The sequence below is a fragment of the Mesorhizobium sp. WSM4884 genome, from assembly GCF_029625675.1.
Taxonomy (GTDB): Bacteria; Pseudomonadota; Alphaproteobacteria; order Rhizobiales; family Rhizobiaceae; genus Mesorhizobium.
Genome location: NZ_JARTVO010000005.1, coordinates 248,109 through 274,730, shown reverse-complemented (window position 1 = coordinate 274,730; position 26,622 = coordinate 248,109). Strand labels below are relative to the sequence as shown.

Annotated in this window: 22 protein-coding genes and 1 pseudogene; 9 read left to right on the top strand and 14 right to left on the bottom strand. The window is 64.0% G+C overall.

Going from position 1 to position 26,622, the window contains the following annotated elements; genetic code table 11:
• The first annotated feature begins 10 nt into the window (after positions 1 to 10).
• From P9236_RS10690 to P9236_RS10655, 8 genes and pseudogenes are all read left to right on the top strand, one after another.
• Positions 11 to 1,183: an iron-containing alcohol dehydrogenase gene (locus tag P9236_RS10690; protein WP_278074582.1), complete on the top strand. Its 1,173-nt coding sequence runs from the start codon at positions 11 to 13 to the stop codon at positions 1,181 to 1,183.
• Between the two features lie 243 nt (positions 1,184 to 1,426).
• A complete protein-coding gene (locus P9236_RS10685) occupies positions 1,427 to 2,533 on the top strand; it encodes an ABC transporter substrate-binding protein (RefSeq protein WP_278074581.1) in 1,107 nt (368 codons plus the stop codon).
• Positions 2,534 to 2,596: 63 nt separating this feature from the next.
• Positions 2,597 to 3,511, top strand: coding sequence for an ABC transporter permease subunit (locus P9236_RS10680; protein ID WP_278074580.1), 915 nt, complete (start codon positions 2,597 to 2,599; stop codon positions 3,509 to 3,511).
• Entirely contained in the window at positions 3,508 to 4,299 is a 792-nt protein-coding gene (locus P9236_RS10675; protein WP_278074579.1) for an ABC transporter permease, read from the top strand. Before P9236_RS10680 ends, P9236_RS10675 begins: the two co-directional genes overlap by 4 nt.
• Before the next feature lie 11 nt (positions 4,300 to 4,310).
• Complete coding sequence (locus P9236_RS10670; protein ID WP_278074578.1) at positions 4,311 to 5,375, top strand: ABC transporter ATP-binding protein; 1,065 nt, start codon at positions 4,311 to 4,313, stop codon at positions 5,373 to 5,375.
• Between the two features lie 135 nt (positions 5,376 to 5,510).
• Positions 5,511 to 7,064, top strand: coding sequence for a sodium:proton antiporter (locus P9236_RS10665; RefSeq protein ID WP_278074577.1), 1,554 nt, complete (start codon positions 5,511 to 5,513; stop codon positions 7,062 to 7,064).
• Between the two features lie 107 nt (positions 7,065 to 7,171).
• Complete coding sequence (locus P9236_RS10660; protein WP_278074576.1) at positions 7,172 to 8,089, top strand: endonuclease/exonuclease/phosphatase family protein; 918 nt, start codon at positions 7,172 to 7,174, stop codon at positions 8,087 to 8,089.
• A gap of 7 nt (positions 8,090 to 8,096) precedes the next feature.
• Positions 8,097 to 8,939: pseudogene (locus P9236_RS10655) on the top strand (EamA family transporter); the annotation flags it as partial.
• 38 nt (positions 8,940 to 8,977) lie between these two features.
• Here P9236_RS10655 and P9236_RS10650 read toward each other — a convergent pair.
• The 14 genes from P9236_RS10650 to P9236_RS10585 all read right to left on the bottom strand — a co-directional run bounded on the left by P9236_RS10650 (position 8,978) and on the right by P9236_RS10585 (position 25,080).
• Positions 8,978 to 10,195: an MFS transporter gene (locus P9236_RS10650; protein ID WP_278074574.1), complete on the bottom strand. Its 1,218-nt coding sequence runs from the start codon at positions 10,193 to 10,195 to the stop codon at positions 8,978 to 8,980.
• Between the two features lie 90 nt (positions 10,196 to 10,285).
• The gene (locus P9236_RS10645; RefSeq protein ID WP_278074573.1) at positions 10,286 to 10,603 is read right to left on the bottom strand and encodes a Dabb family protein; all 318 of its coding nucleotides are present in this window, start codon (positions 10,601 to 10,603) and stop codon (positions 10,286 to 10,288) included.
• A gap of 10 nt (positions 10,604 to 10,613) precedes the next feature.
• Complete coding sequence (locus tag P9236_RS10640) at positions 10,614 to 12,242, bottom strand: choline dehydrogenase (protein WP_278074572.1); 1,629 nt, start codon at positions 12,240 to 12,242, stop codon at positions 10,614 to 10,616.
• Between the two features lie 12 nt (positions 12,243 to 12,254).
• A complete protein-coding gene (locus P9236_RS10635) occupies positions 12,255 to 13,016 on the bottom strand; it encodes a 3-ketoacyl-ACP reductase (protein WP_278074571.1) in 762 nt (253 codons plus the stop codon).
• Positions 13,013 to 14,530, bottom strand: coding sequence for a GMC family oxidoreductase (locus tag P9236_RS10630; protein ID WP_278074570.1), 1,518 nt, complete (start codon positions 14,528 to 14,530; stop codon positions 13,013 to 13,015). Before P9236_RS10630 ends, P9236_RS10635 begins: the two co-directional genes overlap by 4 nt.
• 68 nt (positions 14,531 to 14,598) lie before the next feature.
• Positions 14,599 to 15,714, bottom strand: a complete 1,116-nt coding sequence (locus P9236_RS10625; protein ID WP_278074569.1) for an ABC transporter ATP-binding protein — start codon at positions 15,712 to 15,714, stop codon at positions 14,599 to 14,601.
• A gap of 23 nt (positions 15,715 to 15,737) precedes the next feature.
• Positions 15,738 to 16,682: a carbohydrate ABC transporter permease gene (locus P9236_RS10620; RefSeq protein WP_278074568.1), complete on the bottom strand. Its 945-nt coding sequence runs from the start codon at positions 16,680 to 16,682 to the stop codon at positions 15,738 to 15,740.
• A complete protein-coding gene (locus P9236_RS10615) occupies positions 16,679 to 17,638 on the bottom strand; it encodes a sugar ABC transporter permease (RefSeq protein ID WP_278074567.1) in 960 nt (319 codons plus the stop codon). Before P9236_RS10615 ends, P9236_RS10620 begins: the two co-directional genes overlap by 4 nt.
• Positions 17,639 to 17,811: 173 nt before the next feature.
• Positions 17,812 to 19,065 (bottom strand): ABC transporter substrate-binding protein, encoded by a 1,254-nt coding sequence (locus tag P9236_RS10610; RefSeq protein WP_278074566.1) that lies wholly within the window; start codon positions 19,063 to 19,065, stop codon positions 17,812 to 17,814.
• A gap of 59 nt (positions 19,066 to 19,124) precedes the next feature.
• Positions 19,125 to 20,636 carry an aldehyde dehydrogenase family protein gene (locus P9236_RS10605; RefSeq protein ID WP_278074565.1) on the bottom strand — a complete coding sequence of 504 codons (1,512 nt, stop codon included), beginning with the start codon at positions 20,634 to 20,636 and terminating at the stop codon, positions 19,125 to 19,127.
• 11 nt (positions 20,637 to 20,647) lie between these two features.
• On the bottom strand, positions 20,648 to 21,424 hold the full coding sequence (locus P9236_RS10600; RefSeq protein WP_278074564.1) for an enoyl-CoA hydratase/isomerase family protein: 777 nt from the start codon (positions 21,422 to 21,424) through the stop codon (positions 20,648 to 20,650).
• Positions 21,417 to 23,018 carry an acyl CoA:acetate/3-ketoacid CoA transferase gene (locus P9236_RS10595; RefSeq protein ID WP_278074563.1) on the bottom strand — a complete coding sequence of 534 codons (1,602 nt, stop codon included), beginning with the start codon at positions 23,016 to 23,018 and terminating at the stop codon, positions 21,417 to 21,419. Before P9236_RS10595 ends, P9236_RS10600 begins: the two co-directional genes overlap by 8 nt.
• Positions 23,015 to 24,031 carry a Gfo/Idh/MocA family oxidoreductase gene (locus P9236_RS10590; protein ID WP_278074562.1) on the bottom strand — a complete coding sequence of 339 codons (1,017 nt, stop codon included), beginning with the start codon at positions 24,029 to 24,031 and terminating at the stop codon, positions 23,015 to 23,017. The genes P9236_RS10595 and P9236_RS10590 overlap by 4 nt, the downstream gene beginning before the upstream one ends.
• The gene (locus P9236_RS10585) at positions 24,028 to 25,080 is read right to left on the bottom strand and encodes a LacI family DNA-binding transcriptional regulator (protein ID WP_278074561.1); all 1,053 of its coding nucleotides are present in this window, start codon (positions 25,078 to 25,080) and stop codon (positions 24,028 to 24,030) included. Before P9236_RS10585 ends, P9236_RS10590 begins: the two co-directional genes overlap by 4 nt.
• 229 nt (positions 25,081 to 25,309) lie before the next feature.
• Between P9236_RS10585 and P9236_RS10580 the strand changes: the two genes are divergently transcribed.
• Positions 25,310 to 26,464: a dihydrodipicolinate synthase family protein gene (locus tag P9236_RS10580; RefSeq protein WP_278074560.1), complete on the top strand. Its 1,155-nt coding sequence runs from the start codon at positions 25,310 to 25,312 to the stop codon at positions 26,462 to 26,464.
• Positions 26,465 to 26,622: the final 158 nt, after the last annotated feature.

Sequence of the window (26,622 nt, the reverse complement as noted above, 5' to 3'; positions counted from 1 at the left end):
AAGACAATCCATGTCCAAGCTCATTTCCAAATGGAACTACCCCACCACCGTCCGCTTCGGCGCCGGCCGCATCAGGGAATTGCCGGATGCGCTGGCGGCGGCAGGCATCAAGCGGCCGCTGTTCGTCACCGATCCTGGCCTGGCGAAACTTCCGGTCGTCGCCTCCACGCTAAAAATCCTCGACGACGCCAAGGTCCCCTATGGCGTGTTTTCCGAGGTGAAGCCGAACCCCGTCGAGTCCAACCTCACCGCCGGCATCGCGGTGTTCAAGAAGGGCAAGCATGACGGCGTCATCGCCTTCGGCGGCGGCTCGGCGCTCGACCTCGGCAAGCTGATCGCCTTCCAGGCCGGACAGACGCGCCCGGTGTGGGATTTCGAGGACATCGGCGACTGGTGGACCAGAGCCAATTCCGACGCGATCGCGCCGATCATCGCGGTGCCGACGACGGCGGGCACCGGGTCCGAGGTGGGGCGTGCGGGCGTCATCACCAACGAGGCGACCCACACCAAGAAGGTCATCTTCCATCCGAAACTTTTGCCGGCGATCGTGATTGCCGATCCGGAACTATCGGTCGGCATGCCGCCGTTCATCACCGCCGGCACCGGCATGGATGCGCTCGCCCACTGCCTCGAAGCCTATTGCGCGCCGGGCTATCATCCGATGGCCGACGGCATCGCGGTGGAAGGCATCCGCCTGGTGTTCGAGAACCTGCCCAAGGCCTTCGCCAACGGCAAGGATCTGACCGCCCGCGCCCATATGATGAGCGCCGCGGCGATGGGCGCGGCCGCCTTCCAAAAGGGGCTGGGGGCCATCCACTCGCTGTCGCATCCGATCGGCGCGCTCTATGACACCCACCACGGCATGACCAACGCCGTGTTCATGCCCTATGTGCTCGCCTTCAACCGCGAGGCGATCGAGGACCGCATTGCGCGGCTCGCCGCCTATTGCGGCATTAAGGGCGGCTCCGAGGGTTTCGCCAAGGCGATCATCAAGCTGCGCAAGGAACTCAAGGTGCCGCACGCGCTGCCCGGCCTGATCAAGGACCTCGATATGGACAAGAAGCGCAAGGCGCTAATCGCCGACATGGCGGTGGTCGACCCGACGGCTGGCGGCAACCCGGTCAAGCTCACCAAGAAGGCGGCGCTGACGCTGCTCGATAATGCCATCGCCGGGTCGGTGTGAAGTGGGTACCGACGGTGAAAGTTGATCTGGAAACGAGGGGAAAGGAAGGGGAACAGGGCAAGGGACAAGTCGGATAATGGTTAGCCGGAAAAAGAGTCGCGAGGCGATTGCTACAACCGGTTAAAAAGAGTTTACTTTTTCGTACTGCGGGGTGCCGGTTTCACAAAGGTTTCATCTGGCTGTCACACGAAAACGATACCGCATCGCAGGCGTCCAATGGCGTCAGTTCAACGGAGAGAACAAATGTTGAAATTCACGGGGAAAGTGCTTTCCCTTTCGGCCGCGACGCTCTTCGCGTCGACGGTGATTTCGTCCGCGGCTTCGCTGGACGATCTCGCCAAGGCGGCCAAGGCGGAGGGCGAACTCACGGTCATCGCGCTGCCGCATGACTGGTGCGGCTACGGCGCCGTCATCGATGGCTTCAAGGCGAAGTATCCGGACATCAAGATCAATGAGCTCAACCCCGACGCCGGTTCGGGCGACGAGGTCGAGGCGATCAAGGCCAACAAGGACAACAAAGGCCCGCAGGCGCCCGACGTCATCGACGTCGGCCTGTCGTTCGGCCCGTCCGCCAAGAAGGACGGCCTGATCCAGGCTTACAAAGTGTCGACCTGGGATTCGATCCCGGACAGCGCCAAGGATGCCGAAGGCTACTGGACCGGCGACTATTACGGCGTGCTATCCTTCCTGGTGAACAAGGATCTCGTGAAGGAAGCGCCGGCTGACTGGGCCGACCTTTTGAAGTCGGACTATGCCAACACCGTCGCGCTCGCCGGTGATCCGCGTGCCTCGAACCAGGCCATCCAAGCGGTCTACGCCGCCGGCCTTTCCGGCGGCGCGGCCGCGGGCGATGCTGCCGGCACCGCCGGCCTCGATTTCTTCAAGAAGCTCAACGCCGCCGGCAATTTCGTGCCGGTCATCGGCAAGCCGGCGACGCTGGCCCAGGGCCAGACCCCGATCCTGGTCACCTGGGACTACAATGCGCTTGCCGGCCGCGACACGCTGAAGGGCAACCCGCCGGTGGATGTCGTCGTGCCGAAGACCGGCGTCGTCGCCGGCGTCTACGTGCAGGCTATCAGCGCCTATGCGCCGCATCCGAACGCCGCCAAGCTCTGGCTCGAGTATCTCTACTCCGACGAGGGCCAGATCGGCTGGCTGAAGGGCTATTGCCATCCGATCCGCTTTAACGACCTCGCCAAGAAGGGCAAGCTGCCGGCCGACGTGATGGCCAAGCTGCCGCCGGCTGAAGCTTACGCGTCGGCCGTCTTCCCGACGCTCGACGAGCAGGGCAAGGCGAAGGAAGCGATCACCAAGAACTGGGACGCCGTTGTTGGCGCCAACGTCAAGTAAGTTGTAGAAATGTCCGGGCGGCCTCGAGGCCGCCCGGAACCCTTCGAAGACGGTAGCCGGCGCATGACCGACCTCTCGCTCTCCAATCAAGCCATCGCGGGAAAGACCGCGCCGCCCAGCGAGGCGCGCGCGTTGCGGCTGCCGACGCAATGGATCGGCGTCGCGCCCTTCTTCATCTTCGCCGTCATGTTCCTGATCCTGCCTACGCTCTACCTGATGCTGGGCGCGTTCCAGAACGAGGCGGGCGAGTTCACGCTTGAAAATCTCATCGCTCTGTCGGAGCCAAATATCGTTGCCGCCTACTGGATCTCGATCAAGGTCAGCCTGGCTTCGGCGCTGATCGGAGCGTTTGCCGGCCTCGCCATCGCCGTCGCAATCGTGCGCGGGGGCCTGCCCAACTGGATCAGGTCGGCCACACTCACCTTTTCCGGGGTGGCGTCGAATTTCGCCGGGGTCCCCCTGGCCTTTGCCTTCCTCGCCACGCTTGGCCGCCTCGGTCTTGCCACGGTCATTCTGAACACCTTGTTTGGGCTCAACATCTACGCGCACGGTTTCAACATCCTGTCGTTCTGGGGCCTGACGCTGACCTATGTCTATTTCCAGATCCCATTGATGGTGGTGATCATCGTGCCGGCGATCGATGGGCTGAAGAAGGAATGGGGCGAGGCGGCCGCGACGCTTGGCGCGACCACCGCCCAATATTGGCGCATGGTGGTCATCCCGGTGATCTGGCCGAGCTTCCTCGGCACCGTCATCCTGCTCTTCGCCAATGCTTTCGGAGCGATCGCCACTGCTTACGCGCTGACCGGCTCGTCGCTCAATATCGTGCCCATTCTGCTCTACGCGCAGATACGCGGGGACGTCCTTCACAATGCACATCTCGGCTATGCGATCGCCTTTGGGATGATCGTCATCACCGGCCTCGCCAATGTCTTCTACATCTGGTTCCGGACACGCTCGGAGAGGTGGCTGAAATGAAGACCGGACGCTTCTGGGCCTGGGTCGTTTTCATCCTTGGCGCGGCCTATTTCTTCATTCCGCTGATCGCGACCGTGGAATTTTCCATGCGCATGCGCCGCGGCGCCTATTCCTTCGACGCCTACCAGATCGTGCTGGGCGACGCCCGCTTCCAGGCCACTTTCATGTATTCAGTCGTCGCCGCCATCTTCACCATTGTCCTCGGCGTTCTGGTGGTGGTGCCGGCCGCTTACTGGATCCGGTTGCGCCTGCCGCAGATCAGGCCGCTCGTCGAGTTCATCACGCTGCTGCCGCTGGTCATTCCGGCGATCGTCATCGTCTTCGGCTACATTAGGATGTACGGCTCGAATTCGCCTTTGCCGTTCCTGGCTAACGATACCGCCACCAACGCCCTGCTGGTCATCGGCTATGCGACGCTGTCGCTGCCCTATATGTACCGGGCCGTCGACACCGGGCTTCGCACCATCGACGTGCGCACGCTGACGGAGGCAGCGCAGATCCTAGGCGCGGGCTGGGGCACGATCATCAGCCGGGTCATCCTGCCCAACGTGCTGATTGCCGTATTGTCGGGCGCGTTCCTGACCTTCGCGATCGTCATCGGCGAATTCACCATGGCCAGCCTGCTCAACCGTCCGGCCTTTGGGCCATATCTGCAGAACATCGGCGCCAACCGCGCCTATGAGCCGGCGGCGCTCGCCATTATCGCTTTTGCCATCACCTGGGGCTGCATGTCGCTGATCCAGATCCTTTCGCGTTTCGCGCCGAAATCGGCGAATCGCCCGAACTGAAAGTCAAAGCCATGGCTGAGCCGTTCCTCTCCATCCAGCACGTGCGAAAATCCTTCGGCGCCACGACAGTGGTCGAAGACTTCAATCTCGATGTCGAAAGCGGAGAATTCGTCTCTTTCCTCGGCCCGTCCGGCTGCGGCAAGACGACGGTGCTGCGCATGGTTGCCGGGTTCGAGGAGCCGTCGGCCGGCAAGATCGTCGTCGGAGGCAAGGACATCACCAGGCTGAAGCCCAACCAGCGCAATGTCGGCATGGTGTTCCAGGCCTATGCGCTGTTCCCGAATCTGACGGTGGCGCAGAACATTGCCTTTGGCCTGAAAGTGGCCGGCATGCCGAAGGCCGATGCCGACAAGCGCGTCGCCGAAATGCTCGACATCATCAAGCTGCCGCAGATGGGCGACCGCTATCCTTATCAGCTCTCCGGCGGTCAGCAGCAACGCATAGCGTTGGCGCGGGCGATCGCCCCGAAGCCCAAGCTGCTTCTGCTCGACGAGCCGCTGTCAGCGCTCGACGCCAAGGTGCGCATTTCGCTGCGCGAGGAAATCCGCTCGATCCAGAAGAAGCTCGGCATCACCACCATCTTCGTGACGCACGACCAGGAAGAGGCGCTGTCGATCTCGGACCGCATCGCGGTCATGTATGGCGGCAAGGCCGAGCAGGTCGGCACACCGTTCGAGATCTACAACCGGCCGGCGACCAAATTCGTCGCCAATTTCGTCGGCACGCTCAACGTGCTGGAAGGCAAGGTCACCGACGCCGCCTCGGGCAGGGTTCAGGTGAACACGCAGGAGGTCTCGCTCAAGGGCAAACTGAACGGCTCGAAGTCCGGCGACACGCTGTCGCTTGCGCTGCGGCCGGAAGCGATCTCGCTGGGCCGGCAGCCGGGCCACGACACCAGCCTGTCGGGCGAGATCGCCGAAGTGCATTTCCTCGGCTCGGTCATCCGCGTGCGCGTCGGCATCGGCGGCAACACGGTTTCGCTCGACACTTTCAACAACTCCGCGACGCCGCCGCCCGTCGTCGGCGAGAAGGCGGACATCTCCTTCTCGTCGGGCGACATGCTGGTGTTGCATTAAGGAGAGGTGAATGGTGAATGGTGAATGGTAGTCAGCGAAGAGAGCACTTTACGTGCTCGAATTCTTATGATGATGCCCCATTCACCATTCACTTTTTGCAGTGCCAAATGTCTGGTTCCATCGCTACGATAAGCCATGGCGCTGTTCGAAGTCACCTTGATCCTGCTTCTGATTGCCGTCGCGCTGACGGCGCTGTCACGCTGGCTGGAGGTGCCTTATCCCTCGCTCCTGGCCCTGGCCGGGGCGGGGCTTGCCTTCCTGCCCGGCGCACCGATAATCGAGATCGACCCGGAACTGGCGCTGGCGCTCTTCATCGCGCCGGTGCTTCTCGATGCCGCCTATGACACGTCGCTGCGCGACCTCAAGCGCTACCGGCTGTCGTTGGCGCTCTTGGCGCTCGGAGCCGTCGTCTTCACCACCGTGGTCGTCGCCTTCGTCGGCTGGAAGATGACTGGCCTGCCGGTCGCGGCGGCGATCGCGCTCGGCGCCATCGTCGCCCCGCCGGACGCCGTGGCGGCAAGCGCCGTGCTCAATCAGTTCAAGGTGCCGCACCGGCTCACCGCCATCCTGCAGGGCGAGAGCCTGCTCAACGACGCCACGGCGCTGTTGATCTACCGGATCGCAGTTTCGGCAGCGTTAGGCACTGTCATGTTGAGAGACGCTGTCCCCGTCGTGCTTTTGTCGACGATCGGCAGCGTCGCCGCCGGCTATCTGTTCGGCCGCATCTCCCTGTTGACACTGACGCGCATCGAGGATGCGGCAAGCGGCACGGTGGTGCAGTTCGCCGGAACGTTTGCCGTCTGGATCATCGCCGACAGGATCGGCCTCTCCGCCATCATCACCATCGTCGTCTATGCCATCACCATCGCGCGCACCGCACCGCGCCGTATGACTGCGAGGCGCCGCGTCAGCGCCTATTCGGTCTGGGAGTCGGCGGTGTTCGTGCTCAACGTGCTGGCTTTCGTGATAATGGGCCTGCAGGCACGGTCGATCGTCGGCCGGCTCTCCGGCGATGGGCAAGGCGATGCATTTCTCTTCGCGGCAACAGTGCTCGCCGTCGTCATCGTGGCGCGCCTCGTCTGGGTGCTGGCTTATGTCGCCATCATGAGACGATTTTCCCGCTTCGACAGCGGAGAGCAAAGGCGGGATGCGCCGACGTTTCGCGGCGCCGTGCTCGTCGGCTGGTGCGGCATGCGCGGGCTGGTGACGCTGGTCGCGGCCGTTGCCTTGCCGGCCGACTTTCCCGGCCGTGACCCGATCGTGCTTGCCGCCTTCGCGGTCGTGCTCGGCACGCTGGTGCTGCAAGGCATCAGCCTGAAACCACTGCTGCGCCGGCTCAATTTCGAGCGGGATACGACGATCGATCGCGAGGTGGCCCTGGCACGCGTCGCCATCATGCAGGCCGCGCTCGACGTGCTAAGCCGCAAGACGACAGCCGCGGCTGCGGTCGTACGAGAGCAGTACGAGGCTCAGCGCTCGATCGCGGAAAATCCGGAGGACGCCCAGGCTGCGACCGAATACGACCGGCTGCGCCTCTATGCCATCAACCGCCAGCGCGACACTCTGGAGGAGTTGCGCCGCAACGGCACGATCGGCGACGAGGCCTATCACCGGCTGGAAGAAGAGATCGACTGGGCCGAACTGGCCGCGTCGCCGGCGGGACGGTTCCAGCCGCTGACCACTTATTAAGGGGCAGTTCGGGGTACTGGCTGGACCATCCCGAGCGTCGTCGCGGTCCATTGCCACGCCATCGCCGAGACGCTACTGGCGTGGCCATATATTAAGCCGGTTCATCAATGAAGCTGATCAGCTACAACATTCAGTACGGCTATGGCATCGACGGGCGCTACGATCTCACGCGCTGCGCGAAGCTGATTGACGGAGCCGACATCATAGCCTTGCAGGAAGTGGAGCGGCACTGGCAGCGCAGCAATGCCGAAGATCAGCCGGAAATGCTCTCGCGGCTTCTGCCCGACTATCATTGGGTCTATGGTCCGGCATTCGACATGGACGCCAGCGAAAGGCGCGACGGCCGTGTCGTCAACCGCCGGCGGCAGTTCGGCACGATGGTGCTGTCGAAGCTGCCGATCGTCTGGTCGCGGCTGCATGCGCTGCCGCTGCGCCGCACGCTGAGGCCGCTCAACACCCGCAATGCGGCGCTGGAATGCATGATCCGCACGCCGGCGGGACCGGTGCGGGTCTTGTCGCTGCACCTTGCGCATATCGCTGCGGAGGAGCGGCTGGAGCAGATCGACTATCTGCTTGGCGAGCATCGGCGCGCGCCATCCGACGGTGGTCCGTGGAGCGGCGCCGACGATGAGGCGCAGCGCAACTGGAGCAATGGCGAGCCGGAGCCTGAAAGCCCGCTGGCCGCGATCTGGCTCGGCGATTTCAACATGGAACCGGGAAGCACCGAGTACCGACGCATCGTCGGCGGCACGCCCTATCACCGCGGAGCGGCCTATATCGACGGGTTCGTCGATGCCGCCGCTGTCGCCAGCGAGCCGGTGCCGGATTTCCACACGCATGAAAAGATCATCGATGGCAGGTTGGCGAAGCGCCGGCTCGATCATTGCTTCGTCGGCGGCATGCTGGCCGAGCGGGTGCGTAGGGTGAGCGCCGACATCGGCGAGGTCGCTTCCGACCATTTCCCGCTGAGGGTCGATATCGATCTGGAAACGCCAGGCATTGCCTCGGGCCTGGCGGGCGGGTGAACCGCGCATGACGCTGTTCGTTTTCCTCGCGGTGCTCACGGCGGCTGCCATGCATGCGATCTGGAACGCGCTGATCAAGGTGCATCTCGACCGCTTCCTGTCGATCACGCTGATGACGCTCGGCACGGGATTTGCCGCGCTCTTTGTCCTTCCCTTCGCCGAGGTGCCGAGGGCAGAAGTGTGGGCCTACATCGTCGCCTCGGTGGTCTTCCACATGGGTTATCGGACATTCCTGATCGGCGCCTACAAGGCTGGCGATTTCGCGCAGACCTATCCGCTGGCGCGCGGCACCGCACCGCTGCTGTCAGCGCTCGGCGGCATTTTCGTTGTCGGAGAGATGCCTGCGCCGCTCGCCCTCGTCGGGATCGCGCTGTTGTCGATCGGCACGCTGGTGATGTCGTTTCGCGGCGGCGCGCATCTGGAAAGGCTCAATCTGCGGGCCGTCGGCTTCGCGCTCGGCACGTCGATCTTCATCGCAAGCTACACGCTCTCCGATGGCATCGGCGCGCGGCTCTCGGCAACCGCGCAAAGCTATGCGGCCTGGGTGTTCGTCTGCGATGCGCTCTCAGCGCTGGTGCTGTGCGTCGCCTTCCGCGGGCCGCAGTCGCTGCCTGTGCTGGCGCGCGATTGGAAGGCGGGTCTTTTCACCGGCGTGCTCAGCGGCGCCGCCTACTGGATCGTCATGTGGGCGATGACCAAGGCGCCGATCGCCTCGGTCGCGTCGCTGCGCGAGACCTCGATCCTGTTCGCCATGCTGATCTCGGTGCTGGCGCTGGGCGAGAAGATGACGGCTTGGCGCGCCGCGGCCGCGCTCGGCATCGTCGCGGGCGTCGTCGCTCTCAGGCTGGGTTATTGCAATTCCTGGAAAAACCCTGTAACGGTTTTTCGTCAACCGAACACAGTCATAACCTCGCCGCGCTTCTCGGGGCTGAAGCGGATGACGACGATGATGCAGACGGCGACCACGCCGGCAAACAGCGCCAGCGCATGGCCGTAGCTGCTTCCGGGCGCTTCGGCGATGCCGGCCTGATACGGTCCGCCGTAGGAAGCGGCGAGGTTGCCGGCCTGATAAATGAAGCCGGGCAGTGTCGCGCGTACCGAACCGGGCGACAGTTCGTTGAGATGCACCGGGATGACACCCCAGGCGCCTTGCACCGCCACCTGCATGACAAAGGCGCCGATCGCCAGCATGAACGGCGTCGTCGTATAGGCCCAGAGCGGGATTGCCGGCAAAGCGATCACGCAGGCGAGCGTGATGGCGTTGATGCGGCCAATCTTCTCCGACAGGGCGCCGAATGCCAGGCCGCCGGCAATGGCACCGATATTGGCGACGACCGTAATCCAGCTCACCGTGTGCGGATCAAAGCCATGCTCTTTCTTCAGGAAGGTCGGGTAGAGGTCCTGCGTGCCGTGGCTGAAGAAATTGAAGAACATCATCAGCACCACCGCGTAGAGCGCGATGCCCCAATGCCTCCGCAGCGTTTCGAGAAGGCCCGGCCGCGCCTGGGCGCGGCTTTCGACGAAAGCCGGCGATTCCGGCACATGCGAGCGGATGAAGAGCACGATCAGCGCCGGCACGAAGCTGAGCAGGAACATGGCGCGCCAGCCGATGGTGAAGTCGCCGATCTTCTGTCCGTAGAACAGCCCGTACACCACCGCAGCCAGCAAATAGCCGGCGGGATAACCGCATTGCAGTATGCCCGAAACCATGCCGCGGGCGCCGGGCGGAATGGACTCCATGGCAAGCGAACTGCCCAGCCCCCATTCGCCGCCCATGGCTATCCCGAACAAGGCGCGCAGGGCCAGGAATATGCCGAGATTGGGCGCGAAAGCGGCGAGCGCGCCGATCACCGAATAGCTGACGATGTTCAGCATCAGCATGGGCTTGCGCCCATATTTGTCGGCAAGCATGCCGAAGACGAACGCACCGATGAAGCGCGTCGCGAGCGTCAGGAACAGAGCTTTGGAGACCGCCGGGACGTCGGTCTTGAATTCAGCGGCAATATCGACGAGCAGGAATGTCAGAAGGAAGAAATCAAAAGCATCGAGTGTCCAGCCAAGAAAAGATGCGACGACGGTCTTCTTCTGCTCTGCGGTGAGGCTCAAGGCGTTTCTCCTTTGCACCCCCAGGGGACGATATGTTCCATGCGGTGCAAAAGAGAACGGGTCGTTTGCCGGTTTTCGGTCAACCGGCGGTCACATTTCCGTAAACTCGAGGTCGAAGACCAGCAGCCCGTCGATGCCGCCGTCGAGCGCTGCGACCAGGCGGGCGCCGGCGCGCTGATGCGCTTCGTGAAGCAGATAGGCGTCGCGGGCGGCGGCATCGCGGAAGTCTATGGTGAAGCCATGCGTGAAGCCACGCGCGAAGGGCTCCGGGCTGACATTGGCGCTGAAATGGACGCCGCCCATGCCGTCGATGACGGAGCGCAGCGCTTCGAGATCGGCATGGATCGCGGTGCGCTCGGCGGCGGGGACATCGTCGCGGAAGCGGACAAGGACGCAGTGGCGGATCATCGTTCTTCCTTCAAGCCGCCCAGTTGCCCTTGAACACGGCCGGCGGCAGCGGTTCGCGGCCAAGGATCAGGTCGGCACCCTTTTCGCCGACCATGATCGTCGGCGCATTGGTGTTGGAAGAGGGGACACGTGGCATCACCGAGGCGTCGCAGACGCGCAGGCCTTCGATGCCGCGCAGCCTGAGGTCCGGCGAGACCACCGCCATTTCATCATGACCCATGCGGCAGGTGCCGACCGGATGGTGGTCGGTCTTCGAGGTTCGGCAGGCATAGTCGAAGAGGTCGGCGTCGCTTTGCAGGGCAGGGCCGGGCAGCACCTCGCGCAGCACATAGGGGGCAAGCGCCTTCTGGCGCATGACCTCGCGCGCCAGCCGCAGACCTTTGATCGACATGTCGCGGTCATACGAATCGGACCAGTAGTTCGGGTCGATCAGCGGGTGGTCGGTCGGATCGGCGCTTTTCAGCCGCACCGTGCCGCGTGAGCGCGGCCGCAGGAAGGCGGAGTTGAGCGTCACGCCGGGGTTCTTCAGCTTCTCGACGCCGGCCTCGATGCCGGAGCCGAGGCCGAGATGAAACTGTATGTCGGGCGAGGCGGCGGTCGGGTCGGCATACCAAAAGCCACCGGTCTCGAACAGGCTGGAGGCCACCGGTCCCTTCTTCAAAAGCAGATATTGCAGACCGGCCCATAGCGTGCGGTGCAGCTTGGCGTAGTTGTCATAAGTGTGGTCGCCAGTGCATTCGGCGATCACGAACAGGTCGAGATGGTCCTGCATGTTGGAGCCGACGCCCGGCAAGTCGTGGACAGCGGTCACGCCGACCGACTTCAGGTGATCGGCCGGTCCGATGCCGGACTGCATCAGGAGCTTCGGCGAGCCGATGGATCCCGAGGAGACGATCACCTCGCGTTCGGCGCGCAATATGGTCTTCTCGCCGCCCGGCTTGTCGACGATCTCGACGCCGATGGCGCGGCCCTTCTCGATGACGACGCGGGTGACGAGCACGTCGGTCCTGACCGTCAAGTTCTTGCGGGCGCGGATCGGCTTCAGATAGGCGACGGAAGCGGAGGAGCGCCGCGCGTCCTTCTGGGTGAGCTGGTAATAACCGACGCCCTCCTGGCTGGCGCCGTTGAAATCCGGGTTGAAAGGGATGCCCATCTCCTGGCCGGCGCGGAAATAGGCCTCGCAAATCGGCAGCGGCGAGATCGGGTTGGAGACGCCGAGCGGGCCCTGGTCGCCATGGAAATCATTGGCGAAGCGCTGATTGTTCTCGGCGCGCTTGAAATAGGGAAGCACGTCGCGATAGCCCCAGCCGGCGAGCCCTTCTTCCTTCTCCCAGGCGTCATAGTCGCGGGCATTGCCGCGCGTGTAGATCTGGGCGTTGATCGACGAGCCGCCGCCCACCACCTTGGCCTGGGTGTACCAGAAGACGCGGTCCTTCATGTTCTTCTGCGGCACGGTCGACCAGCCCCAGGAGGCGATGCCCTTGGTCATCTTGGCGAAACCCGCCGGCATGTGGATCAGCGGATGCCAATCCTTGCCGCCGGCTTCCAAAAGCAGCACCGAATGGGAAGGATCCTCGCTCAGCCGGTTGGCCAGCACGCAGCCGGCCGGACCGGCGCCAACAATGATATAGTCAGCCATTGTTCCACTCACTCACAAGCGAGGCACGGAAAGCGCGCCGTCGACATCGATCACCGATCCCGTCGAAAAGCCGAATTTGCCGGAGGCCAGCGCCGCAACCACCGCGCCGATATCGGCGGTTTCGCCCCAGCGTTTGGCCGGCACCAGGCCGCCATCGATCAGCGCGTCATATTTGGCCGAAACGCCCGCCGTCATGTCGGTGCGGATAATGCCCGGCCGCACCTCGAACACGCCGATGTTTTCGGGAGCGAGCCGCAGCGCCAGGTTCTTCACCCACATCGAAAGGCCGGCCTTGGACATGCAGTAATCCGCGCGCTCCGGCGAAGCCATGGTCGCGCTGACCGAGGTAATGGTGATGATCGATCTGGCAGAAACGGCAGGCGTCGCCAGCATCGCCTTGGCGACAGCCTGGCTGAGGAACACCGTGCCGCGCAGGTTGACGGCGATCACGCGATCGAAGTTCTCTGGCTTCAGCTCCAGGAGGTCGCCGCGCAGCACGGCGCCAATGCCGGCGTTGTTAACCAGGCAGTCGATGCTGCCGAAGGCATCGATTGCGGTCTCGACAAGTTCGGCGTGGCTGCCGAGATCGGCGATATCGCAGCGAGCGTAGGCGAACTTCGCGCCACGCGCGGCGATGTTCTCGGCAAGCCCATTGGCCGGCTTCTCGGCAAGGTCTGCGACGAGGATGTCGAAGCCGGCATCGGCCAGCGCCTCGGCGCAGGCAAGCCCGATGCCGCGTGCGCCGCCGGTGACGATGGCTGCCGGATGGGTCATGCCGCAAGCTCCGTCTTGCGGATGTGGTCGGCGACACGCAGCGCCTGGGCGGCGATCGACAGCGCCGGGTTGACCGCCGCCGAAGTCGGCAGGAAGCCGGCGTCGACGACGAACAGGTTATTGTGATCGTAGGCACGGCAGAACGGGTCGAGCGGCGCCGTCGCCGGATCGTTGCCCATTTTCACCGTTCCGCACTGGTGCGAGGGCGTGCGCTTGTCGAAGGGGCGCGACAGCACGAGCGGATAGCCGCAGGCGCGGAAATTCTCGCGCATCACCTTGGTCAGGCCATCCAGCGACTGCATGTTGGAACGACGCCACTGCATGACGATCTCCTTGCCGTCAACCATGATGCGGCTTTCGGGATCGGGCAGATCCTCGCACATCAGGTACCAGTCGACGGCGTGGCCGGCCATGAAATCGAGCGCGAATTTCGGCGCCAGCTTCACATTGGCCTTCAGCATGTTGCCGTCGATCTTGCCGAGCAACTGCACATTGCCGAGCGGCTTGCCACCCTTGCCGTCCGACAGATAATAGTCGTTGAGCATCAGCGTCTTCTGGTAGACGGCATCGTTGCGGCGGCGCGGGTCGATCGCGAGCATCGCGCTCGAATTGTGGTTCATGAAATTGCGCCCGACCTGGTCGGAGCTGTTGGCGAGGCCCTTGCCGCGCTTCTTTCCGGTATTGGGCAAAGGCGAGCGCAGCAGGATGACGGCGGAATTGACCGCGCCGGCCGCGAGGATAACCAGCTTCGGCGACAGCGTCTTTTGCGAACCGTTCCGTGTGTAGTGAATGGCGGCGATCGACTTGCCGTCGGGCGAGGCCTCGAGCCAGTCGACGTGGGCGCCGGTCTCGAGGCGGATGTTCTTGTCAGTGAGCGCCGCGGTCAGCGGTCCGGTCTGGGCGTCGATCTTGCCTTGGCCGGTGTTAGGGAAAGCATCCCAGCCGGTCTTGCCTTCCTTCAGCCAGGCTTCGATGTCGACGCCGAGCGGCAGCGAGGCCGGATGCAGGCCGAGGCTCTTCAGTTCGGCACGGGCGCGAGCGATCGCCGGCTCGTCCGGCACCGGCTTGAAGGCGTAGGGGATCGAGTGGAACGGCTCGGTCGGGTCCTCGCCAAGCGTGCCACGCACGCGAAAAAGCTGCTCGGCCTTCGAGTACCAGGGCTCGAACTCCTCATAGGAAAACGGCCAGGCCGGCGAGACGCCGCCGAAATGTTCGAGCTCGGAGAAATCCTCCTTGCGGTAGCGGATCAGCACGGCGCCGAAGAATTTGGAATTGCCGCCGACATAGTAGTAGTTGCCGGGATTGAAGGCGGCACCCCCGGCCTCGCGCCACATCTCCTTCGGCCGGTAATGCTCGTCGATGAAGATCGACCGCGTCGAGCGCGCATGCGGCGTCGCCGGCAGCGGCTCGCCGCGCTCCAGGATCACGATCGAGGCGTCGCTGCCGGCCAAGCCGGAGGCGATCGTGGCGCCGCCGATGCCGGAGCCGATGATGACGATATCCGGATTGGTCATGGTCTAAAAGTCTTTACATTGATGCATGTCGTTGCCCCAAAACCGGAGCCACTTTTGGGCGACATGCATCAGAGGATGCGCTTCTCGGTCGCCGGGTCGAAGAACACCGCCTTGCTCAAGTTGAAGGCCAGCGGCGTGCTGGTGCCGGGCTGGATCCTCGCGTCGGCGCGCAGCCGCGCCACCACGCCCTTGCCGCCGAGATTGGTGACCGCGAAAGTATCCGATCCCGCCGGCTCTACCACTTCGATGTGGCAGTCGGCGGTGGCGATCTCGGAACCATTGCGTTCCGCCCCTTCCGGGTCGGTCAGCGCTTCCGGGCGGACGCCGAAGATGACCGGCTTGTCCTTGAAGGCCGTAAGGCCGGCCGGCGCGCCGGGAAGCGACAGCGTGATCGGCTGGCGCGCCTCGCGATCGAGCACGACGGCCAACCCGCTGCCATTGGCGCCGATCTTGGCCGGGATCAAGTTCATCGCCGGCGAGCCCATGAAGTCGGCGACGAACACGTTGGTCGGGTTGTTGTAGACCTCCGCCGGCGTGCCGAACTGCTGCACCTCGCCGTCGCGCATGACGGCGATCTTGGTCGCGAGCGTCATCGCCTCGATCTGGTCGTGGGTGACGTAGACGATCGTCGTGCCGGTCGTGGCGTGCAGGCGCTTGATCTCGATGCGCATGTCGACGCGCAGCTTGGCATCGAGGTTGGAGAGCGGCTCGTCAAACAGGAAGAGCTTGGGATCGCGCACCAGCGCGCGTCCCATGGCGACGCGCTGGCGCTGGCCGCCGGAGAGCTGGCTAGGCTTGCGCTGCAGGAGGTGGCCGATCTGTAGGATCTTGGCCACCTTGTCGATCGCGGCTTGCCGTTCCGCCGCCGGCACGCCGCGCATCTCCATGCCGAAGGCGATGTTTCCCGCGACCGTCATGTTCGGATAGAGCGCGTAGCTCTGGAAGACCATGGCGATGTCGCGCTTCGAGGGATGCAGATCGTTGATAGCGCGTCCGTCGACGCGGATCTGGCCCTCGGTGATGTTTTCCAGGCCGGCGATGGTGTTGAGCAGCGTGGACTTGCCGCAGCCGGACGGACCGACCAGCACGAGGAAGCCGCCCTTTTCGAGCTCGACATTGATGCCCTTCAGGATCTCGACATTCCCGAAGCGCTTCTTCAGCCCATCAATTTCCAAAAAAGCCATGGTCGTTCCTTCAAGAAAGAGGGTCAGCCCTTGACCGCGCCCGCCATCAGCCCCCGCACGAAATAGCGGCCGGCGACGACGTAGACGATCAGGGTGGGGAGCGCGGCGATCATCGCCGCCGCCATGTTGACGTTGTATTCGACGACGCCGGTCGAGGTGTTGACGACATTGTTCAGCGCCACCGTCATCGGCATCACGTCGCCGGTGCCGGCATAAGCCGAGGCGAACAGGAAGTCGTTCCAGATGTTGGTGAACTGGTAGATGACGGTGACGACGAAGATCGGCATCGAGTTAGGCAGCATGATGCGGCGGAAGATCTGGAAGAAGGAGGCGCCGTCGACCTGCGCCGCCTTGATCAGTTCGGTCGGAAAGGCTTCGTAGTAGTTGCGGAAGAACAGCGTGGTGAAACCGAGGCCGTAGACCACATGGACGAAGACCAGGTTCACCGTCGAATTGCCGAGGCCGAAGTTGAACCCGGTCGCGTTCCGCAGGCTGGCGCCGAAGCGGCCGATGCTGCCGAGAATCGTCGCCATCGGCAAAAGCACCGACTGGAACGGGATGAAGCAGGCGAACAGCATCATCGCGAAGACCAGCGTGTGGCCGCGGAAGCGCCATTTGGTCAACACATAGCCATTGAGCGCGCCGAGCAGCGTCGAGATCAGCACCGCCGGCACCACCATCTTGATGGAGTTCCAAAAATAGCCCTTGATGCCGGCACAGGTCAGGCCGACGCAGGTCTGGCCCCAGGCCTTGAACCACGGCTCGATTGTGGGCGACTGCGGCAGCGCCAGCATGTTGCCGTTCTGGATCTCGTCCATGGTCTTGAACGAGGTGACCAGCATGACGAAGAGCGGCATTAGATAGAACAGCGCGAACAGCGCGAGCAGACCGTAGATGACGATGCGGTTTATCGTCCTGGCACTGACGCCGCTCGAGGCCTGGCGGGCCGGTGAGGCAACAGTGCTCATCGCGGCTTCTCCCTGAGCTCGGAATAGAGGTAAGGCACGATGATCGCTGTCAGCGTCATCAGCATGATCACCGCGCTGGCCGAGCCGACCGCCATCTCGTTGCGCTTGAAGGTGAACTCATACATGAAGTTGGATGGCAGCCAGGCCGAGCCGCCCGGGCCGCCGCTGGTCAACGCCACGACCAGGTCGTAGGACTTGATGGCGAGGTGGGCGAGCACGATGAAGGCCGAGAGGAACACCGGCCGCAGAAGCGGGATGACGATGCGGCGGTAGAGCTGGAAGGTGGAGGCACCATCGATTTGCGCGGCTTTCATGATCTCGCCGTCGATACCGCGCAAACCGGCCAGGAACATCGCCATGATGAAGCCGGAAGCCTGCCAGACGCCGGCGATCACCACCGTGTAGATGACGAAATCCTTGTTCTTGATCCAGTCGAAATGGAAGCTCGTCCAGCCCCATTGATGCAGCGTCTGCTCGAGGCCGAGGCCGGGGTCGAGGAACCATTTCCAGGCGACGCCGGTGACGATGAAGGACAGTGCCATCGGGTAGAGATAGATCGGCCGCAGCATGCCTTCGCCGCGGATCTTCTGGTCGAGCAGGATGGCCAGGAACAGGCCGAGCGCCAGGCAGATCAGGATATAGAGGAAGCCGAAAATGCCCATGTTGGTGATCGAGGTGTACCAGCTCGACGGCGGGTCGCTCTCGAAGGTCCAGCGCCACAGCCGCTGGTAGGCGCGGGCGCCGGTTATGTCATAGGACGGGAAGGTTTTGGAGTTGGTGAACGACAGATAGATCGTCCACAGGATGAAGCCGTAGACGAACACGATCGTCGCCGCGAAGCTCGGCGCAAGAACGATCTTCGGCAACAGATCCTGCAGCCGCGAGCGGACGGTCGCGTCTGGGCGGGCGTCATGCTCCGGTGTCAGCTTGATTTGGGTTTCGGCGACTGTGCTCATTGGCTCATCCAGTACCGGTTGGTCGGGAGCTCCCCGGCGCGAAGCGCGCCAGGATGCATCCCGCACCGTTTGTCGACAGGGGACCTCCCCCGCCGAAGCGGGGGAGACCTGTTGGTTTGTTCGCGCAATTCCGGACGGAAAACCGCTTCCTGGAATTGCTCCGGCGAAAAGCCTTACTTGGCGTCGTCGATAGCCTTGACCAGCTCGGTCACGGCCTCGTCCGAGGTCTTGATCTGACCGTGAACGAACTTCGATATGACGTCCTTGTAGGCGTTGGCAACCGCCGGAGGCGCGCCGTAGCCCTGGGCGAGCGAGCCGAACAGAGTGCCGCCCTCATTGGCCTTCTTCAGGTCGGCGATGCCCTTCTTGCCGCAGGCGTCGAAGTCGGTGTCCGGCACGTCGGTGCGGGCCGGGACCGAACCCTTCACGACGTTGAAAGCCGACTGGAAGCTCTTCGACAGGGTGGCGGTGGCCAGAGCGACCTGGGCGGCCTTGCGGTCATCCGGGACGTTGAACATGCCGAACATGTCGGAGTTGTAGATCACCGAGCCGTCGGTGCCCGGGAAGCGGTAGCAGAGAAAGTCGGTGCCCGGGGTCTTGTTGGCGGCGTGGAATTCGCCCTTGGCCCAGTCGCCCATGACCTGAACCAGCGCGTCGCCCTTGATGACCATCGCGGTGGCGAGGTTCCAGTCGCGGCCCGAGAAGTTCGGATCGACATAGGTGACGAGCTTGGCGAGGTTGTCGAACGACTTCTTCATCGTGTCGGACTTGAGCGACTCCTCATCGAGGTCGTTCATCGCCTTCTTGTAGAACTCCGGTCCGCCGGTCGACAGCACGACGGAGTCGAACATGGTGGCTTCCTGCCAGTTCTGACCGCCGAGCGCCAACGGGATGACGCCCGCGGCCTTCGCCTTGTCGAGGAGGGCAATGAAGTCGTCGAAGGTCTTCGGCTCGGTGCCGCCGATCTTGTCCATCACCGCCTTGTTGATCCACAGCCAGTTGACGGAGTGGACGTTGACCGGAGCCGCGACCCACTTGCCGTCATAGACGGAGAACTTCTGCAAGGCGGCCGGAACCGACTTGTCCCAGCCTTCCTTCTTGGCGGTCTCGGTGAGGTCGCCCATGACGCCGGCGGCGGCATAGTCGAGCACGGTGTAGCCGAGCATCTGCGAGGCGGTCGGATAGTTGCCGGCCGCGACCATCGCCTTCAGCGCGGTCATGGCGGCGTCTCCGCCGCCGCCTGCCACCGGCACGTCCTTCCAGGCATAGCCTTCCTTGGCCAGATCCTGCTTCAGCACGTTCAGAGCGGCCGCTTCGCCGCCCGACGTCCACCAATGCAGCATCTGCACTTCCTTGACGTCCGCGGCATGCGCCGAGAACACAAAGCTCGTCGCAAGAGCCGTTCCGATAAGCAGTTTGCGCAACATGTACTACCTCCCTTGTTGCATTCACATAACCGGCGTGATGGCCGCCGGGGTCTCCCAACTCAGCCGACCCACCATCCGGTGCGCTGGCCGCGATGAAACTGGATGGTCTTTTCCTCGGTATAGTCCTCGACGGCGCGTTTGCCGAGTTCGCGTCCGAGACCGGACTGCTTGTAGCCGCCGAAGGGCAGTTCGGGATAACCTTCCATGAACGTATTCACCCAAACCGTCCCCGAACGCACCCCGCGCGCCACCGACATGCATGTGTCGATGCTGGCGCTCCACACACCCGCAGACAGACCATAGGGCGTGTTGTTGGCGATGTGCAATGCCTTTTCAATCGTTTCAAAAGTGAGCACGGACAGCACCGGCCCGAATACTTCCTCGCGGGCGATGGCCATGTCCTCGGTGACGTCCCGCACGATCGTCGGATCGAGATACTGGCCGGCATTGGAGGCGAGCTGTCCGCCGCCGCTGAAGACGCTGCCGCCATCGGTTTTCGCGGCCGTCACATAGCCGGCTACTTTTTCCATGTGGTCGGCGGAGATCATGGCGCCGACCTTGGTGCGGTCGTCAAGCGGGTCGCCGACTTTCACCTTCTCGGCCAGCGCCTTGACGGTCCTGAGGAAGTCATCGGCGATCGCTTCATGCACGATCAGCCGGCTGCCGGCATTGCAGCATTCGCCGGCATTAAAGAAGCCGCCGAACACCGCCGCATCCGCCGCCGCCTCGAGATCGGCGTCGGGGAAGACGATCTGGCCGTTCTTGCCGCCGAGTTCCATCGACACCTTCTTCAGCGAGTGCGAGGCCGCCGCCATGGTCATCTTGCCGACGCGGGTCGAGCCGGTGAAGGATACCATCTCGACCAGCGGATGGCTGACCATCAGCGCGCCGACATCGGCGCCGAACCCGGCGAGAATGTTGACGACGCCGGCCGGCAGCCCGGCCTCCAGCAGGATGTCGCCGAGCACGAAGGTCGAGGCCGAGGTCATCTCGCTCGGCTTCACCACCGCCGTGCAGCCGGCGGCGAGCGCGAAGGGCAGCTTCTGGCTGATGATCAGGAAGGGGAAATTCCATGGCGTGATGATCGAGACGACGCCGATCGGCTCGCGCAGCACCACGCCCAGCATATTGTCGCCGAGATTGGCGTAGCTCTCGCCATGCAGCGTGCGGGCAAGCGAGGCGGCGTAGCGCCAGATGTCGACGGCACCGCCGATCTCGCCGCGCGCCTGCGCGATCGGCTTGCCGGATTCCAGCGCATCGAGCCGCGCGATCTCCTCCAGCCGGGTCTCGATAAGGTCGGCCGCCTTGAGCAGCACGGCGGCGCGCTCGGCAGCCTTCATGCGCGGCCAGGGCCCCGTCTCGAAGGCCCGGTGCGCGGCCTGCACGGTGGCCTCGACCTCCGCGGCGCCCGCCTGGGCGTAGCGCGATACGGCAAAACCGTGGCCGGGGCTCACGCGCTCGATGGTGCGGCCGTCGCGGGCGTCGACATGCTTGCCGTCGATCAGAAGCTTGTAGGCCTTTGGCGCCTGGGACGCCTCGGCCGGCATGGAAATCTTGAGTGGTGCGTTCATCGTTTTCTTCTCTAGGATCTCGAAAAGGCCGGCTTCCGCTTGGCCTTGAAGGCGCCGACGCCGGCCTTGAGGTCGCCAGTCAGCGCGATGAAGCCGCTGGCCAGCGCCTCCGTCGCCGCGGCATTCTCCTCGCCCTCGGCGATGCCGATCATCAGCTTGGCGGCCTCGGTCGCCAGCGGGCCGCGTTCGGCGATCTTTTCTCCCCAGACCTTCGCATCCTCCAACGCCTTGCCGGTCTCGACGACGCGGTCGACGATGCCAAGCGCGAGCGCGTCGACCGCCGGAAAAATCTCGCCGCCGAGCGCCATGCGTCGAACCGCCTGCGCGCCGAAGCGGCGCACGGCGCGCTGGGTGCCGGACCAGCCCGGCACGACGCCGATCGAGGTTTCCGGAAAGCCGAGCTTCACCTGGGTTTCGGCGACACGGAAATCGCAGGCCGCGGCCAGTTCCAGCCCGCCGCCCAGCGCGTGGCCGGACAGCACCGCGATGGTCGGCTGCCTGAGCCGCGCCAGCCGGTCGAAGACGCGGTGGCCGAGGCGGACCCATTGCACCTGGAAATCGGCGGCGCTCAATTGTGCCCAGGCCTCGACGTCGCCGCCGGCGCAGAAGCCCTTGCCTTCGCCACAGATGAGCACGACGCGGACGCCTTCGGCCAGTTCCGCCCTGTCGAGCGCCTCTTCGAGCGCGCGCAGCATCGGGATGTCGAGCGCATTGAACTTTTCCGGACGACGCAGCGTGACGATGCCGATGGCGCCGTCCTGCTCGAAAGTGACGAGGCGTTCAGCCATGCGCGCCTCCGAGCGAGGCGCCGCCATTGAGCGACAGGCCGATCGGCCGGTCGTGGTAGAGCGATGACGGCGTGACCCTCACGTCGTTGGCAATGGCGAGCGGGATATCGGCCTGCGCCAGCACGTCGCGCTCGAGATCGATGCCGGGCGCCAACTCCATCACCATCAACCCGTCGGGCGTCAGCTTCATCACGCAGCGTTCGGTGACATAGGTGATGTCCTGGCCCTGAGCGACGGCGCGTTTACCCGAGAAGGAGATGTGCTCGACCTCCTCGACGATCTTCTTGACCTTGCCTTCCTGGTCGATGCGGATAGCGCCATCGGCCAACGAGAGCTTCGCACCGGCGTTGAAGAAGCCGGAGAAGACGATCTTCTTCGCCCGCGCGGTGATGTCGACGAAGCCACCTGCGCCGGCAGTGACATGCGGCCGGGCCGAAAGCTTCGAGACGTTGACCGAGCCGTGGCGGTCGATCTGCAGGAAGGACAAAAGCGAAGCGTCGAAGCCGCCGGCCTGGAAATAGATGAACTGGTGCGGCGAAGGCATGATCGCCTCGGCGTTGGAAGCGCAACCGAACTTGAAGTCGAGCAGCGGCACGCCGCCAACCGCGCCCTGCTCGATCACCCAGGTGACCTTGCCGTGCTGGCCTTCCTCGAGAAGGATGCGCGGCACGTTGGCCGAGATGCCGAAGCCGATGTTGACGGCCATGCCGTCGCGCAATTCCATGGCGACGCGGCGGGCGATCACCTTCTGGATGTTCATCTCGGGCGTGCGGAAGGTCGAAAGCGGGCGAAAAATCTCGCCGGAGATCGCCGGATCGTATGGCGTCTGCGTCGTCTGCAACTGGTCGGGCGCCACCACGATATGGTCGACCAGGACGCCGGGCACGCGCACATCATGCGGCTTCAGCGTGCCGTTCTCGACGACGCGCTTGACCTGCGCAATGACGATGCCGCCATTGTTGCGGGCGGCGAGCGCCTGTTCCAGGCCGCCGAGATAGGCGCCTTCATGCTCGTAGGTGAGGTTGCCGCGCTCGTCGGCGGAAGTGGCGCGGATGATCGAGATGTTGGGAACGATGGCGCGGAAATAGAGCCATTCCTCGCCGTCGAACTGCTGCACCGAAACGATCGGCTCGCTCGCCGCCGCGTTCATGGCGCAGCCCTGGTGGCGCGGGTCGGCAAAGGTGTCGAGGCCGACCTTGGTCAGCACGCCCGGCCGTTTGGCGGCTGCCTCGCGATGCATGTCGAACAGGATGCCGGAAGGCACATTGTAGGCAGCGACCGAATTGTCGCCGATCATCCGCCAGATCCGCGGCGGCTCGGCCGAGGAGGGGCCGGAAGGATAGGAGCCGCAGAGCGTGCGCTTCAACAGCCCCGGCTTGGCTAGATGATCGATGCCCTTGATACCGTACATGTCGCCGGCCGCGATCGGGTGCAGCGTGGTAATGTCCTTCGGATGGCCTTCCGCATCGAAGCGCTCGCCGATCGCGGCAAGCACGGCGTCGGGGCAGCCGAGGCCGCTCGACGACGATACCGAGACGACCATGCCGTCCTTGATCATGCCGGCGGCACAGGCCGCAGAGACAAGCTTGCTCACGCGAGGCCCCCGAGTTGCGGATCGATCCGGACGGTCTTGCCAGTCTTCGAGGATTGAAGTGCTGCTTCAGCCGATGCCAGCGACCAGATGCCGTCCTCGCCGGTGGCGGAGGGCTGGCCTTCGCCACGGATCGCGGCGTGGAACTGGCGCAGCGAGCGGGTGTAGAGGTCCTCGCGGTCGAAGCTTAGCTCTTCCTCGCCGCTCGCGGTGCGCAGCAGTACGGAGCCGACCGGCTTCTGCGTCATCACATTGGTAGCGAACAGCGAGCCTTCCGACCCATGCACCTCGAAGCCGGTGCCGGCGAACTTCGTCGTGAAGCCTTCATGCGATTGCGCAATGACGCCGGACTTGAAGCGCCAGACGCACATGGCGCCGTCCTCCAGCCCGCCGCCGGCCATGCCGGCCGACTGCGTGAAGGCAGAGATCTCGACCGGATCGTCGCCGAGCACGAAGCGCAGCGTGTCGGCATCGTGCACGGTGATGTCGAGCACCACGCCGCCGCCGGCTTCGGGCCTGGCGATGCGCCAGCCCTGCAGGTTTTCCGGCAGGTAGACGGAATGAAAGACACGCGCTGCGATCGGCTTGCCGATACGGCCGGCGGTGATCGCCTCCCGCATCGCCCGATGCGCGCCGGCATTGCGCAGATGGTGGTTGGTGCCGAACACGATGCCGGCTTGCCCGGCCGCGGCGACCATCCTGCGCGCATCGGTGCTGGTCAGCGCCAGCGGCTTTTCGCACAGCACATGCTTGCCCGCCTTGATCGCAGCCAGACCCTGTTCGAGATGCAGTTCGTTGGTGGTCGAGATGTAGACGGCGTCGATGTCCGGGCCAAGCAGCGCGTCCAGCGTCGAGACGGCGGCCGGTATGCCGTTTTCCTTGGCATAGGCTTCGGCGCGCTCCGGGCTGGAGCTCATCACGGCGGCAACCTCGCCATCATCTTGAGCGCGGATTGCGTCGATCATGAACTGCCTGGCGATCGTGCTCGCACCGATCAGGCCCCATCTCACGCTCATGCCGCGTCTCCCATTCCAGTGCTGCGCGCGTTGCGGATCGGGCCGCAGCTTTCCCTGACAACGAGGCTGACAGCACCGATATGGTCCTCGGCGCGCGTGGTGCGCGACTGGATCATCTTCAGCATGACGTGGGCAGCCCGCTCACCGAGGCCGGCGGTATCGACGGCGACGCTGGTTAGCGCCGGCATGTAGTGCTCGGCCTCGGCCACGTCGTCGAAGCCGACGACGGCGAAGTCGGCTCCGGCTTCCAGGCCGCGCTTGCGCAGCGCGAGCATCACGCCGAAAGCGACGGCATCGTTGAAGCAAAGGGCGGCCGTCGGCGTCTTAGGCGCCGCAAGCGCGGTCTCCAGGCAGGTCATGCCGCCCTTGCGGCTGGTCTCGCCCTCGACGATCGTTCTGTCGGCGATGGGGATGCCCAGCGTTTCGCAAGCCTCCAGAAATCCGCCCAGCCTTTGTCGATAAACGACGAGGTCGGACGAGCCGCCGAAGAAGGCCAGCCGGCGATGGCCCTTGCGGATCAGATGCTCGGTGGCGATGAAGGCGCCGCGATGGTTGTCCGGCGCGATTACCGGAATGCGGCTCTCGGGCAGCCGGCGCATGGTGAAGACGATCGGCACGCCGGCGGTCTCGATGCGGCGAAAGGCGCCGGGCGTGGTGCCGCGCGCCGGCGAGACGATCAGCCCTGCGACGCCCTGCTCCATCAGCGACTTCAGCACCTCTTCCTGACGCACGGGGTTTTCCGCGGTATTGGCGATGAAAGGCACGATGCCGGCAGCCTGGAAGACGCGCTCCATGCCGACCGCCAGCTCGGCGAAGAACGGATTGGTGAGGTCGTTGATCACCATGCCGATGACGTTGGAATGGGCCTTTCGCAGATTGGCGGCGCCGCGGTTGTAGACATAGCCGACATCCTCGATCGCCTTGCGCACCTTGACCGCGGTTTCGGGCCGGATCAGCCCGCTGCCCTGCAGCACGAGCGATACCGTCGATTTGGACACGCCCGCCTCGCGGGCAATGTCCAGGATCGTCGCCTTGGCCCGGCTGGCCATATCCGTGACTTCCTCCGCGTCGATATCGAAATCTATTGGAACGTTCTAAACATCTCGGCAATCTGGAGTCAATCGGGATTCTCGTGAAATTCGGAAAATTGATGGATGCCCCGTAAATGCAAGGGTCTGACACTGAAACCCGGTATTGAATCGCTTCAACCGGCAGAACCACAAAGATCCTTGATTTATTGGAACGTTCCATTTATAGCTGCCGCAAAGGGAGACCTCCATGAACATCATCCTGCCTGCGGAGAATGGCGATCGCGTCAGCTACAGGCTGGTCGGTCAGCCGGTAGAGCCCGTCATCGGCGCGGATTTCCCGCGCATCGCCTATGCCGCGGCCCATGTCGTCGCCAATCCATTCGCCATGACCGATCCCTGGTCTCAGGCTGCGGTCGACTGGGACAAGACCATGGCCTTTCGCCATCATCTGTGGCGGCTCGGTTTCCGCATCGCGGAAGCCATGGACACTTCGCAGCGCGGCATGGGTTTCGACTGGGCGAGCGCGAAGGAACTGATCCGGCGCTCGATCGCCGAGGCACGCACGGCGAAGGGCGCCGATCTCGCTTCCGGCGCCGGCACCGACCATCTGGCGCCCTCGGCGGCAAAGTCGATCGACGACGTGATCCGCGCCTATGAGGAGCAGTTCGCGTTCATCGAAGGCGAGGGCGGCAAGGCGATCATGATGGCGAGCCGCGCGCTGGCGGCGGTGGCCAAGGGGCCGGACGACTATGCGCGCGTCTACGACCGCATTCTCTCACAGGCCTCGGGCAAGGTGATCCTGCACTGGCTGGGCGACACGTTCGATCCGGCATTGAAAGGGTATTGGGGAAGCGACGATTTCGACGCAGCGCTCGATACGGTCGTCGCCATCATCGAACGGCGTGCCGACAAGGTCGAGGGCATAAAGATATCGCTGCTCGATGCCAGCAAGGAGGTGCTGCTGCGCGACCGCCTGCCCGAGGGCGTGATGATGTTCACCGGCGACGATTTCAATTATCCGGAACTGATCGCCGGCGACGGCAAGAGGCATTCGCACGCACTGCTCGGCATCTTCGACGGCATCGCGCCGGTTGCCAACGCCGCATTGGCGAAGCTCGGCGCAGACGACCGGGCCGGCTATGACGCGCTGATGGCGCCGACCGTGCCGCTATCGCGAAAAATCTTCGAGGCGCCGACCGAATATTACAAGGCCGGCATCGTCTTCATGGCCTGGCTGAACGACCACCAGGACCATTTCGCCATGGTCGGCGGCATGCAGTCGGCACGCGGCATATGCCATTACGCCGACATCTTTCGCCTCGCCGATCAGGCCGGATTGCTGGCCGATCCCGAACGCGCCGTCGCCAGGATGAAAGCCCTATGCGCGGTCGCGGGCGTTTAAGCCGGATACGACTTCCGACTCTTCCAACCGGCGCTTGAGCGGTCGGCAGGGCGGCGGCGGCAATCCCGGTCACTCACCCGATCCGACACCGCAGTGATTCAATGAGGGAGCAGGCAGTAGGGGAATTAGGGTACGCAGCGGCAAAGCCCTACTGCCTT

Excerpts from the sequence above, each read along its gene's own strand:
- P9236_RS10590 (WP_278074562.1), bottom strand. The coding sequence starts at position 24,031 with ATGAGCGTGAGATGGGGCCTGATCGGTGCGAGCACGATCGCCAGGCAG.
- P9236_RS10675 (WP_278074579.1), top strand. The coding sequence starts at position 3,508 with ATGAAGACCGGACGCTTCTGGGCCTGGGTCGTTTTCATCCTTGGCGCG.
- P9236_RS10615 (WP_278074567.1), bottom strand. The coding sequence starts at position 17,638 with ATGAGCACAGTCGCCGAAACCCAAATCAAGCTGACACCGGAGCATGAC.
- P9236_RS10685 (WP_278074581.1), top strand. The coding sequence starts at position 1,427 with ATGTTGAAATTCACGGGGAAAGTGCTTTCCCTTTCGGCCGCGACGCTC.
- P9236_RS10580 (WP_278074560.1), top strand. The coding sequence starts at position 25,310 with ATGAACATCATCCTGCCTGCGGAGAATGGCGATCGCGTCAGCTACAGG.
- P9236_RS10665 (WP_278074577.1), top strand. The coding sequence starts at position 5,511 with ATGGCGCTGTTCGAAGTCACCTTGATCCTGCTTCTGATTGCCGTCGCG.
- P9236_RS10680 (WP_278074580.1), top strand. The coding sequence starts at position 2,597 with ATGACCGACCTCTCGCTCTCCAATCAAGCCATCGCGGGAAAGACCGCG.
- P9236_RS10635 (WP_278074571.1), bottom strand. The coding sequence starts at position 13,016 with ATGACCCATCCGGCAGCCATCGTCACCGGCGGCGCACGCGGCATCGGG.
- P9236_RS10690 (WP_278074582.1), top strand. The coding sequence starts at position 11 with ATGTCCAAGCTCATTTCCAAATGGAACTACCCCACCACCGTCCGCTTC.
- P9236_RS10645 (WP_278074573.1), bottom strand. The coding sequence starts at position 10,603 with ATGATCCGCCACTGCGTCCTTGTCCGCTTCCGCGACGATGTCCCCGCC.
- P9236_RS10605 (WP_278074565.1), bottom strand. The coding sequence starts at position 20,636 with ATGAACGCACCACTCAAGATTTCCATGCCGGCCGAGGCGTCCCAGGCG.
- P9236_RS10625 (WP_278074569.1), bottom strand. The coding sequence starts at position 15,714 with ATGGCTTTTTTGGAAATTGATGGGCTGAAGAAGCGCTTCGGGAATGTC.
- P9236_RS10670 (WP_278074578.1), top strand. The coding sequence starts at position 4,311 with ATGGCTGAGCCGTTCCTCTCCATCCAGCACGTGCGAAAATCCTTCGGC.
- P9236_RS10610 (WP_278074566.1), bottom strand. The coding sequence starts at position 19,065 with ATGTTGCGCAAACTGCTTATCGGAACGGCTCTTGCGACGAGCTTTGTG.
- P9236_RS10630 (WP_278074570.1), bottom strand. The coding sequence starts at position 14,530 with ATGACCAATCCGGATATCGTCATCATCGGCTCCGGCATCGGCGGCGCC.
- P9236_RS10585 (WP_278074561.1), bottom strand. The coding sequence starts at position 25,080 with ATGGCCAGCCGGGCCAAGGCGACGATCCTGGACATTGCCCGCGAGGCG.
- P9236_RS10620 (WP_278074568.1), bottom strand. The coding sequence starts at position 16,682 with ATGAGCACTGTTGCCTCACCGGCCCGCCAGGCCTCGAGCGGCGTCAGT.
- P9236_RS10600 (WP_278074564.1), bottom strand. The coding sequence starts at position 21,424 with ATGGCTGAACGCCTCGTCACTTTCGAGCAGGACGGCGCCATCGGCATC.
- P9236_RS10660 (WP_278074576.1), top strand. The coding sequence starts at position 7,172 with ATGAAGCTGATCAGCTACAACATTCAGTACGGCTATGGCATCGACGGG.
- P9236_RS10640 (WP_278074572.1), bottom strand. The coding sequence starts at position 12,242 with ATGGCTGACTATATCATTGTTGGCGCCGGTCCGGCCGGCTGCGTGCTG.